The organism is Limosilactobacillus agrestis (assembly GCF_014145585.1).
Classification (GTDB): domain Bacteria; phylum Bacillota; class Bacilli; order Lactobacillales; family Lactobacillaceae; genus Limosilactobacillus; species Limosilactobacillus agrestis.
Genome location: NZ_JACIVF010000060.1, coordinates 88,425 through 98,898 on the forward strand (window position 1 = coordinate 88,425; position 10,474 = coordinate 98,898).

At 38.6% G+C, this 10,474-nt stretch carries 9 protein-coding genes; 3 read left to right on the plus strand and 6 right to left on the minus strand.

Going from position 1 to position 10,474, the window contains the following annotated elements:
• Window positions 1–5: 5 nt before the first annotated feature.
• Complete coding sequence (gene polA, locus H5R88_RS06745; RefSeq protein WP_182600584.1) at window positions 6–2,672, minus strand: DNA polymerase I; 2,667 nt, start codon at window positions 2,670–2,672, stop codon at window positions 6–8.
• Window positions 2,673–2,794: 122 nt separating this feature from the next.
• Here polA and H5R88_RS06750 point away from each other — a divergent pair, with 122 nt between their 5' ends.
• Window positions 2,795–3,484: a YoaK family protein gene (locus H5R88_RS06750; RefSeq protein WP_182577779.1), complete on the plus strand. Its 690-nt coding sequence runs from the start codon at window positions 2,795–2,797 to the stop codon at window positions 3,482–3,484.
• A 209-nt stretch (window positions 3,485–3,693) separates the two neighbouring features.
• Here the strand turns inward: H5R88_RS06750 and H5R88_RS06755 are convergent, their stop codons facing one another.
• The 4 genes from H5R88_RS06755 to H5R88_RS06770 form a co-directional block, all read right to left on the minus strand.
• Entirely contained in the window at window positions 3,694–4,407 is a 714-nt protein-coding gene (locus tag H5R88_RS06755) for a Bax inhibitor-1/YccA family protein (RefSeq protein WP_182577778.1), read from the minus strand.
• A gap of 91 nt (window positions 4,408–4,498) precedes the next feature.
• Window positions 4,499–5,803: a UDP-N-acetylmuramate--L-alanine ligase gene (murC, locus tag H5R88_RS06760; RefSeq protein ID WP_182577777.1), complete on the minus strand. Its 1,305-nt coding sequence runs from the start codon at window positions 5,801–5,803 to the stop codon at window positions 4,499–4,501.
• A 126-nt stretch (window positions 5,804–5,929) separates the two neighbouring features.
• Window positions 5,930–6,577 carry a YtpR family tRNA-binding protein gene (gene ytpR / locus H5R88_RS06765; RefSeq protein ID WP_182577776.1) on the minus strand — a complete coding sequence of 216 codons (648 nt, stop codon included), beginning with the start codon at window positions 6,575–6,577 and terminating at the stop codon, window positions 5,930–5,932.
• A 128-nt stretch (window positions 6,578–6,705) separates the two neighbouring features.
• Complete coding sequence (locus H5R88_RS06770) at window positions 6,706–7,026, minus strand: thioredoxin family protein (protein WP_182577775.1); 321 nt, start codon at window positions 7,024–7,026, stop codon at window positions 6,706–6,708.
• Between the two features lie 168 nt (window positions 7,027–7,194).
• On the opposite strand from H5R88_RS06770, the gene H5R88_RS06775 reads away from it, so the two are divergent.
• Together H5R88_RS06775 and glsA are read left to right on the plus strand one after the other, a co-directional pair.
• The gene (locus tag H5R88_RS06775; RefSeq protein ID WP_182577774.1) at window positions 7,195–7,533 is read left to right on the plus strand and encodes a PepSY domain-containing protein; all 339 of its coding nucleotides are present in this window, start codon (window positions 7,195–7,197) and stop codon (window positions 7,531–7,533) included.
• A 207-nt stretch (window positions 7,534–7,740) separates the two neighbouring features.
• Window positions 7,741–8,661 (plus strand): glutaminase A, encoded by a 921-nt coding sequence (glsA, locus tag H5R88_RS06780; RefSeq protein ID WP_182577773.1) that lies wholly within the window; start codon window positions 7,741–7,743, stop codon window positions 8,659–8,661.
• A gap of 426 nt (window positions 8,662–9,087) precedes the next feature.
• Here glsA and H5R88_RS06785 read toward each other — a convergent pair whose 3' ends face one another.
• Window positions 9,088–10,287, minus strand: coding sequence for an IS110 family RNA-guided transposase (locus tag H5R88_RS06785; RefSeq protein ID WP_182578375.1), 1,200 nt, complete (start codon window positions 10,285–10,287; stop codon window positions 9,088–9,090).
• Between the last annotated feature and the right edge of the window lie 187 nt (window positions 10,288–10,474).

A 10,474-nucleotide genomic window follows, 5' to 3' on the forward strand; every position in this document is an offset into this window, starting at 1 on the left:
CCAGTCTATTTTTTAAGATCATACCATGTATCCCCATACTTACTATCTACTTTGAGCGGCACATCCAACTTAACCGCCGAATCCATTACTTTAGGCACCAACTCCGCTAAAACCGGAATTTCCTCTTTAGGAGCCTCAAAGACTAATTCATCGTGAATCTGCAAGAGCATTTTTGCCTTTAGATGTCGTTTTTCAAGTTCATCCTGCATCCGGATCATAGCAATTTTAATAATATCAGCAGCACTTCCCTGAATGGGGGTATTCATTGCTGTTCGTTCTGCAAATGACCGCTTACTGAAACTTTTGGCATGAATATCTGGCAAATAACGACGACGATGAGTAATAGTTTCAACATAACCATTTTCCTTAGCAAACGCAATCGTGTCATTGATATACTTCTTTACACCGGGAAATTCATGAAAGTAATTTTGAATAAACTCATGTGCCTCCGCACGACTAACATGAATCCGCTGCGCAAGCCCGTAGTCACTAATCCCGTACACAATTCCAAAATTAACCGCTTTGGCCCGCCGCCGCATGTTACGGTCGATCTCAGCATCAGGTGCCAGATGAAAAATTCGACGAGCAGTACTAGCGTGAATATCTTCACCATTCTTAAAGTCTTCCTGGAGATTCTTATCACCAGTAATGTGGGCCAAAACCCGCAATTCAACTTGTGAATAATCTGAAGAGAAAATTTGCCAACCTTCATGGCTAGGGACAAACGCCTTTCTGATCAACCGTCCTTCTGGCAACCGCACTGGAATATTTTGCAGGTTAGGGTCAACAGAGGATAAGCGACCAGTTTGTGTTAACGTTTGCAAGTAACGCGTATGAATCTTCTGGTCATTTGAATGGATAACTTTCAGTAAACCAGTAATATAGGTTGATTGAAGTTTGGCAATTTGGCGATATTCCAAAATTTGCTCAACGATCGGTGATTTATCAGCCAACTTTTCGAGCACATCGACTGCGGTTGAATAGCCGGTCTTAGTCTTTTTGATTACTGGTAACTTTAACTTTTCAAAAAGAATATGGCCCAATTGCTTGGTTGAGTTAATGTTAAATTTTTCGCCTGCTTCTTGATAGATTTGGCCTTCAATTTCTGCTAGACGTTCGGTTAACTTACTGCCCATATCTTTCAAGGTTTGGGCATCTACATGTACGCCCGTAATTTCCATTTTTGCAAGGACACGGGTTAACGGTAATTCAATATCCGTATATAGCGGTGTCTGCTTATTTTCATTTAATTTGGCAAAAAGATCTTTACGCAGATGTTCAATTGCCCGTGCCTTAGTAGCAAGGTGACTAAAGAAGGCCACATCGTCATCAGGCACCGCTCGCTTAGCACCTTTACCATACACTTCTTCATCTGTTCGCACATCATCATAACCATGTTCCTGAGCTACTTGTCCCAGGTCGTTACTATTATCATTAGTGTTTAGGAGGTAAGAAGCTAAAAGTAAATCAAAATCAATATTTTCAAGGGGAATACCGAGGCGATGAAGCCCAACGATTTGCGCCTTAGCATTAAAGACATTCTTCTTAATATTATCACTCTGTAACAAATCTTTGAGTGGCGCTTCTTTAAGCAGATCCACATCTCGACTCGTAAACCAGTGTTTCTCATTGCCGATTACAAAACCAGCGAATGGTGACGTGTGGTAGTTTTCTTCTGGCATTTCAAGGTTAAAACTTACTTCACCCGTTAGTTGTCCCAACTCATCTAAGTTATCCTTGGTTAAGACCGTGTAGTTAATCGGAGTAATCTCTGCTTCAGCTTCGTCCCCTGCCCCATCGATATCCATTTTTTTCAAGAATGATTTAAAGCCCATTTCTTTGTAAAACTTAATCAAATCATCATTTTGTGGGCCCTGGTATTGCAGGTCATCTAAACTAACCTTGATCGGGGCATCCCGAAGAATTGTTGCCAGTGTCTTACATTGCCGAGCAATCTCTTCATCCTCAATCAAATGTTCCTTCATTTTACTCTTTTTGAGATCATCGATATGGTCATAAAGCTCCTCAACCGAGCCAAACTGTTTTACAAGCTTGATTGCCGTCTTTTCCCCAATTTTAGTCACTCCAGGATAATTATCTGAAGAATCACCCATTAATGCCTTTATATCAATAATTTGCCGTGGTGTAATCCCTAGCTTTTCTTTTACATGGGCTGGAGTATAGTGTTCAGTATCAGTAACTCCCTTATGTGTAACAGCAACTGTCGTATTTTCACTTGCCAATTGGGTAAGATCCCGGTCTCCAGTAACAATCAATGTCTTATAACCAGCATCATCCGCTTGCTTGGCGAGGGTTCCGATAATATCATCCGCTTCATAATTGGCTAGTTCATAACTATGTAAACCAGAATCTTTGATTAATTCTCGAACATAGGGGATTTGCTCAGTCAATTCACTGGGGGTCTTGTTACGGCCGCCCTTATAGTCATCATACATTTTCGTCCGGAAGGTGACCTTGCCTGCATCAAAGGCTACTAACGCAGCATCTGGCTTGAAGTTTTGTAATACATGGTCAAGCATTAGCTTAAAGCCATAGATTGCGGCCGTATGTAGACCGTCCTTATTTGTGAACTTATCCATTTGGTTATGCATGGCAAAAAATGCCCGGAAAACAATACTATTTCCGTCAATCAATAATAATTGTTTTGTCATTTAATTCCCGCCCTTCTATCGCTAATAATAATTGTACCAGAGAATATAGCAATGGTTTAGTTTCTTGATCAAAGATTTAAGTTATAATTAAAATGAAAAATATTAGATGTGAGATGACATTCATGGACAAACTCATTAACTATCAAAGGCCAGCTGAAGCACGTCTCTTTGCTCTTCTCCTCACTTTTAGCGGTGGTTTCATCGATGCTTTTACCTATATCAAGTGTGGGCGAACGATGGCAGCAGCACAAACCGGTAATATTATTTTTCTTAGTGCCGCACTAGCAAATCATAATTTCCTTGGTGTTGTTGATCGGCTAGGCTCATTGATCTCCTTTATTCTTGGATTAGCAACGGTCAGTATCCTTCATACACACCTAAGAACTGATTATTGGCGAGTAGTTTGTTTGCTACCAATTTTATTAGTAGGAGCAGTTATCGGTTTTCTTCCCGATAGTTTTCCTGATTATCTGATGGTACCTGCCGTTTCATTTGGTCTGGCAATGCAAAGTGCCTCATTTAGTAAAATTGAAGGACTTGGATATAACAGTGTCTTTACTAGTGGCAGTGTCAAAAAAGCAGCTGTTGCATGGAGCGAATATTATTTTCATCACGATCATTCTCAACGATCAGCTGCCTTTAGTTATTTAATGATTGTAATCTGTTTTACTCTGGGTGCGATCATTTCCGCTCAGTTACTCCCCTTTTTCCGAATGAAAACTATCTGGATTGCAACATTTTTAATTCTTGTAACTGATAGTTCTTATTATTTAACAAAAAAGAAAAATGCTAATAAAAACAAAGGGGTGTGACATAAGTCAGGTTCCTTTCACAAAAGACAAATAGCACAGTACAACAATAGGCCTCCAACGCCCGGTAAAACCGAACATTGGAGGCCTATTGTTAAATCCGGGGCTCCCAGAGACTAGCTTCGCGTCGAAAAATGAAATCACGAGTGACTACTGGTTCCCTTAATATTATATAAAAGTCTAATCACGGGAAATAACCGTGTGGCCTTCTACTAATTTCGATCACTCATTCCAAAAATTTGAAGAAGTGAAATAAAGAGGTTTACAAAGTCTAAGTACAATTGAAGAGCACCCAGAACAGCTAAACCGTTTACTGATACTTCACCACCATAATTAATATAAATCTGCTTCATTTTTTGTGCATCCCAAGCTGTTAATACAGTAAAGATAATAACAGCAATAAAAGAGAAGATGTAAGCAATAGCTGGACTTTGTAAGAACATGTTGATAAGGTAAGCAATTATTAAAGCAATCAAAGCAGCCATCGCGTGAGCACCAAATTTACTTAAGTCGCGCTTGGTAATGGTTCCATATAAAGCCATCGTAACGAAAACAGCCGCTGAAGATACAAAGGCAGATGCAATGCTTGCGCCTGAATAAACACCAGCAATAATTGCAAATTCAACACCATAGATTACCGCCGTCAGCATCAGCATAATAAATGCACCAACTGGGTTTCGTGTTGCACTAAAGCTTACCCCCATTGACAATGCAATCGGTAATAATAGGATAACCCAAACCATGCCAGGGTGAGTACCAAAGAAACCGAAAACAGCACTCCGAAATACTCCCATGGTCAAGTAAGCACTGAATGCAGAAACAAGAACTGCTAACGTCATGTTTCCATACATTCGGGTCAAGAAACTATTCAAGCCAGCTGCATCAGTAACAACCCGACGCCCTGGCTCTTGAGAAAAGTTATTCATCAAGACTCCCTCTTTCTATTAAATTTGACTTTATTTGACTAATCATAAAAATGGTAGCAGAGGCCACCATTTCATTCAAGTAAATCTTTAATTATTTTAACAATTTTTTGTACTTTTCTTCGTACTTTTCAACGTCACCGGCACCCATGAAAACAACTACCGCATTATGGTATTGCAAAAGTTTGTCCATGGTATCCATGTCGATACCTTCACTACCTTCAATCCGCTTCTCCAAATCAGCACTAGAAATATTTCCAGCATTTTCACGAATTGAACCAAAAATTGGAGTAACAAAAGTCTTATCTGCCCGACTAAGAGACTCAGCAAACCCATCGATGTAAGCAGCTAGCCGTGAATATGTATGTGGTTGGAAAACAGCGATAATTTCACGATCTGGGTACTTTTGCCGTGCAGCATCAATGGTTGCTTTAATTTCACTTGGATGATGAGCATAGTCGTCAATAATAGTTGTATCCGCAATATTAGTTTCACTGAAACGACGCTTTACTCCCCTAAAGTTGCCCAATTCTCGTTGAATCTCATCCATATTCATATGTTCCATGTAAGCCACCGCAAGCACTGCCAAGCTATTTAAAACACTGTGTTCACCATATAAGTGGATTGTGAATGTACCAAGCTTTTTATCACGGAAGTAAGCATCATACGTTGATCCTTCGGGTGTCCGTTCAATATTTTCTGCCCGAAAATCATCATCAGGGTTAGTTCCATAGTAATAAACTGGAACGTCAACGTTTAAGCCCTGAAGACTAGGATCATCTCCCCACGCAAAAATTGCCCGTTGCACCTGCCTACCATACGTTTCAAATGAATCACGGACATCTGCTAAATCATTGAAATAATCGGGATGATCAAAGTCAACGTTAGTCATAATCGCATAGTCTGGATGGTAAGCAAGGAAATGATCACGGTATTCATCGGCTTCAAAAACAAAGAAGCGTGCATCCGCATTCCCCTTCCCTACACCATCACCGATCAAGTAGCTGGTTGGTTCAACCGCTGCTAACACGTGTGACAATAATGCAGTTGTACTGGTCTTGCCATGTGCGCCGGCAATCCCAATGCTAGTGTGATTTTTAACCTCATTTTCAACAGCCTCAGGATAACTTAAAATCTGAAGGCCTAATTCGTGTGCTCTTTTAATCTCGGGGTGATCATCATCAAAAGCGTTACCCTGGATAACAATCATTCCTGGTTTTAAATTGGCTGGATCAAATGGCAAAACTTTAATTCCCGCCGCTAACAATGGCGCTTGTGTAAACGTTTCCTTTTCAATATCTGAACCTAGTACTTGGTGTCCTTTGTCATGAAGGATACGTGCTAAAGAGGCCATACCTGTCCCTTTAATACCAACAAAGTAATATGTATTTTGTTCCATCAATCCAATTCCTTTCAACAATTCAATTTAAAATAAACGCGAGGGATAAATCAATAATTGTGATCCATCCCTCACTAAATAATAAAGCATTATAGAATTTTGGCAATAGTAATCAGCTGTTTTTTATTAGTTTTCTGGGTAGAACGTGTCGGCCCTAGCAAAATCAACCGGTTCACCAACTTCTTGCCAGTCATCAGGGATAATGAACAAGCCCTTTTTGTCAGGGGCATTTTTAATCCGCAATTCCCGGAAACCACATAGCATGCCGTCACTATCGACACCCATCAATTGACCAGGCCAAATGATCTTACCATCTGGCATCATCGCACCGGGACGAGCAACTACTACTTTAATATCTTCTGCAACATTAGGAGATCCACACACGATTTGAACAGTCTTATCATCAGCAATCCGTGTTTGCGTTACCTTTAAGTGGTCAGATTTAGGATGGTCAGTGATCTTTTCAACATAACCAACCACAAACTTAGGATCTTCGTCAGCCGTTAAGAGCTTATCAAAGCCTGCTTCTTGTAACTTCACATTTAATTTTTCAACTTGAGCAGCAGTTAAAAACACTTGCCCGTTCTTACCTATTAATTCTGGTAAGATCTTGCTGGCGTTCATAAAGTTATAGCCAAGTAATGCACCATCTTTTTCAGCGGTGATCTGAGCTACATCATCAGCAATCTTAGTGATTTGGTCATCCACATCTGGAGCGGTGATAACGACTAAAATGTCACCTAATTCATTGGGATTGTAACTTGAAATTAACATCAAATATTCCTCTCTCTAATATAATCTACCATTTTACATTATTACATAAAAAGAAGACTATGAAAATCTAATTTAAAACTAAAGAAGGCTGAGTAATTCAGTCTCTTCATTTTCACAGCCTTCTTATTTTACTTCAAATTGTTTAAAAAATCTTCAACTTGCTGCTTAGTTTTACGATCTTTATTGACAAATCGACCAATTTCTTTACCATTATCATATACAATGAAGCTTGGAATTCCAAATACATTCAATTCAGCAGCAAGGTCAATGTTTTCATCACGATCAACTTCATAGAAAGTATAATCACTGAAGTCTTGTTCGATTTCAGGCATTGCCGGCTTAATAAAACGGCAATCCGGGCACCAACCAGCTGTAAAGAAAAGGACAACCTTACCATTGCCGATAGTTTCAATTAATTGATCTTCTTTTAATTGTGGTAATCTTTTCATAAACCTCATCCTTATACCATTTTAGCAATATTATACCATGCTTCTTATCTATTGTAAGTAATCTGCTTGCAAGGACTGGATATTTGGATTTTAATAATTAAAAATGATAGAATAAATAAGAAGTTAAGAACGGATTAAATTTAAATAAATAGTGAAGGAAGCAATCATATGAATGCAAACAATAACTCCCTCAACCCTTGGCTGATTCCAGTCACATTAGGCGCATCTGGAATCGCTGGTTTTATCGCTGGCAAGCTTTTTGGTAACCGCCAAATATCTGCTGACCGGATCTTAAAATTAGTCAAAAACGATTTTGCAAGTGAAGGTTCTTTAACCGGCAGTTGGATAAATGATAAAGCAGTACCTTTCCAACGCTTCGCAGTTAAAACCCATGCTTATGAAGGCGGCGTTTCTCGGCTAGAAGATGGCGAAAAAGTAGATTACGAGTTTATTGCTGATGCATATACCGGTAGTCTACTAGAATTAAAACGGATTGAGAATAACTAAGGTAAGGGCTGGGGAAAATTTTTCCCAGCTTTTTTAACAGCCTCTCACTTTAATTATATTGAACATTCATGGAATTTAACCACAATGCCCGAGACTAAGTCCAAACGATAATCAGCCTTGCCGTGCTAATCGTTATTCGACCTTTAACCCACCGCCTTGTCGAAAAGGTTAATTCCCACTCACTTTCAATTAAAGGAGCAAATTATCATGAATCTTAATGACGCAATTCAAGAATGTTGGAGCAAAATTGACGAAGGACAGGTAGCAACATATATTCCTGCTTTAGCAAAAGTGGATCCTTACCAACTTGGCGTTTACCTTTTTGACATCACAAATGATAAAAAAGTAGAAGCAGGAGCATCGCAAGTTCGGTTTGCTATCGAAAGTGTCTCGAAAGTAATTACTCTCCTCTATGCAATTGAACGTCTAGGGTTGTCAGCAGTTGAAGAGCAAGTTGGAACACGCCAAACTGGCTTCCCATTTGATACAATCCTTAATATGGAAATTACTAAAGAAACGCACCCCCTCAATGCGTTTATTAATAGTGGCGCCATCCTCATTAGTTCATTAATCGAAGAACAAGATGGGCTTTCTCCCTTTGACCAAATCCTCGAATTTAGTCGTAAAATCTGTAATGACCCTGATATCACCCTTAACGAAGAAATTTATCAATCGGAGTTGCGAACTGGTGATATGAATCGGTCTTTAGCGTACTATCTCAAGGCTAAAGAAGTCCTTACTAATGACGTAACCCTTAGCCTTAATACCTATTTTAAGCAGTGTTCAATGATGGTCACTTGCCAAAGTCTAGCTAATCTCGGTGCCGTCCTTGCCAATGACGGAATTGCTCCTTGGAATAATGAACGAATCATTTCAAGTGAGGCCGCTACATATACAAAATCGGTCATGATGACGACGGGCCTTTATAATGAATCGGGAACTTATTCCGTTAAAATCGGCGTTCCCACTAAGAGCGGTGTCGGTGGTGGTTTAGTTTCTGCTGCTCCAAATCATTATGGAATTGGGATTTTTAGTCCGGCACTCGACCATGCTGGTAATAGTGTTGCTGGCCTGGCGCTCCTTGAACTTATCAGTAAAAAATTGAAGCTTGATATTTTTAGGTATTAGCCACAAAAATTTACCTCCTCATCCGAATCTACTGAATTAAACTTAATATTCAATTCAGTTTTAATTTACTATTCCAATTCAATATTCAGGCATATACCAAGGATATTTTTAATATAATTAAAGCAATTGATGCATACGTTTTCACCAACAAGGAAGTTTATTATGATGTATCCAGTAAATCCCCTAGATATTGGAACAAGGGCTCAACAATATTAAGTACTGATGAACTTGAACTATCATTGGTGCTTATTTTGTTTTCTACGAATAGTCAAGTATATTAAGGTGTTTCTTTGAGATTAATTTAAGAAAAAACTATTTAGATAGTTAAGGTAGTTTAAAAAGGGAATTTAAGGTATAACAAAATAAACTCATGAACTAGATTTATTTTTCATGGGTTGTAGAATAATAGTAAGAATCAATCCTAAATTATGCTTTGGCTATTTGATAATTATAAGATTGATTGTATTTTACAAGATGATAAATCGTTCTGAGAAGGCGATGTATCGCGGCAATGGCAATTTTCTTAGTCCCTGGCTGAGAAGATTGCCTTTTCCTTTTCTGATAAAAGTCGTTAATATGATTAGGATGAAAGTGACTAGCGACCGCAATATTTTGGATGGATCTAAATAGAATTTTACGAGCGACTGCGTCACCACGTTTACTAATATGATCGGTAGCAACGAAGTTGCCCGATTCATAATGTCTAAGATCAATTCCAATATAGGCATTAAGTGCATTACTACTGTGAAAGCGGCGAATATCACCTAATTCACCGATTAAAGAAGTAACGGTTCGTACACCAAAGCCAGGAATACTTAATAGTAAATCATATTCAGGTAAATTTTCTGCTTCGTGTTGCATTTCTGAAATGATCTTATCTTTTTCATGGACTTCCTCAACGATGCGTTTAGTTAAGTACTGAATTTGTTCGTAAACATAGGAATTGTCATTAACAACCGGATAAGCTTCTTTAGCAAGTGATATTAGCTTTTTGGTAATACAGGTGGCGCGGTTAGTTGATATAACTTTATTAGTGCTATCCTGGATAAGCGAACGTAAATCAGTAAACGAAGTTTTAAGAACCTGTGAAGGACAGGAAAAACGCATCACAATTGCCCAATATAGCTCGTTATTAGTATTACTAAATAATGACTCCAATTGAGGGAAAGTAAGTTGTAAGGCACGATGTAGCCGATTTTTATGGTTAACAACATCTCGACTTACTTCTTGGTAAAAGCGGCTAAGATCGTGTAACTGTTCATATACTGGGGCCTGCTTATAAGATAAAGAGCGGTGAATAATGAAACTAGTTTGAGCTAGGTTAAGAGCGTCAGCTCGATCAGTTTTATAGGGACGTAAACTATCGAGTTGCTTTTTAGCAGTTAAAGGGTTAAGCATCGTATAATTAAACTCATTACAATCAAGAAAGTGTTGAAGAGTACGAGAATAAATACCGGTCGCCTCAAAAACCACTTCAGGTTGATGGAAGACCTTAAGGAGCTTTAATAAATTATCTAATCCAGGACGATCAAGTGTTAGTTTACACTCATCAACTTTTACTTTATTAACTACAATTGCCAAGTTAATTATATGTTTACTAACATCAATCCCAAATACAGTACGCATTTTATCATCTCCAAATGAAGTAGAATCACAAAAAGTCTATTAAATCTAATTTTCAATACACGACTTAAGAGCCAACAGACTAAGAGCAGATTAAGAATAGACTTGTGAAGTTGCCAGTTTTAAATCCGACGTCAAGCGTCATACAAAAGTACGACATGTCAACTTCACCCCTACTTTAACAAAAAAG

What these genes read in the sequence shown, in the direction of transcription:
- polA (WP_182600584.1), bottom strand. Translation starts at nt 2,672, where the DNA reads ATGACAAAACAATTATTATTGATTGACGGAAATAGTATTGTTTTCCGG.
- H5R88_RS06750 (WP_182577779.1), top strand. Translation starts at nt 2,795, where the DNA reads ATGGACAAACTCATTAACTATCAAAGGCCAGCTGAAGCACGTCTCTTT.
- H5R88_RS06755 (WP_182577778.1), bottom strand. Translation starts at nt 4,407, where the DNA reads ATGAATAACTTTTCTCAAGAGCCAGGGCGTCGGGTTGTTACTGATGCA.
- murC (WP_182577777.1), bottom strand. Translation starts at nt 5,803, where the DNA reads ATGGAACAAAATACATATTACTTTGTTGGTATTAAAGGGACAGGTATG.
- ytpR (WP_182577776.1), bottom strand. Translation starts at nt 6,577, where the DNA reads ATGTTAATTTCAAGTTACAATCCCAATGAATTAGGTGACATTTTAGTC.
- H5R88_RS06770 (WP_182577775.1), bottom strand. Translation starts at nt 7,026, where the DNA reads ATGAAAAGATTACCACAATTAAAAGAAGATCAATTAATTGAAACTATC.
- H5R88_RS06775 (WP_182577774.1), top strand. Translation starts at nt 7,195, where the DNA reads ATGAATGCAAACAATAACTCCCTCAACCCTTGGCTGATTCCAGTCACA.
- glsA (WP_182577773.1), top strand. Translation starts at nt 7,741, where the DNA reads ATGAATCTTAATGACGCAATTCAAGAATGTTGGAGCAAAATTGACGAA.
- H5R88_RS06785 (WP_182578375.1), bottom strand. Translation starts at nt 10,287, where the DNA reads ATGCGTACTGTATTTGGGATTGATGTTAGTAAACATATAATTAACTTG.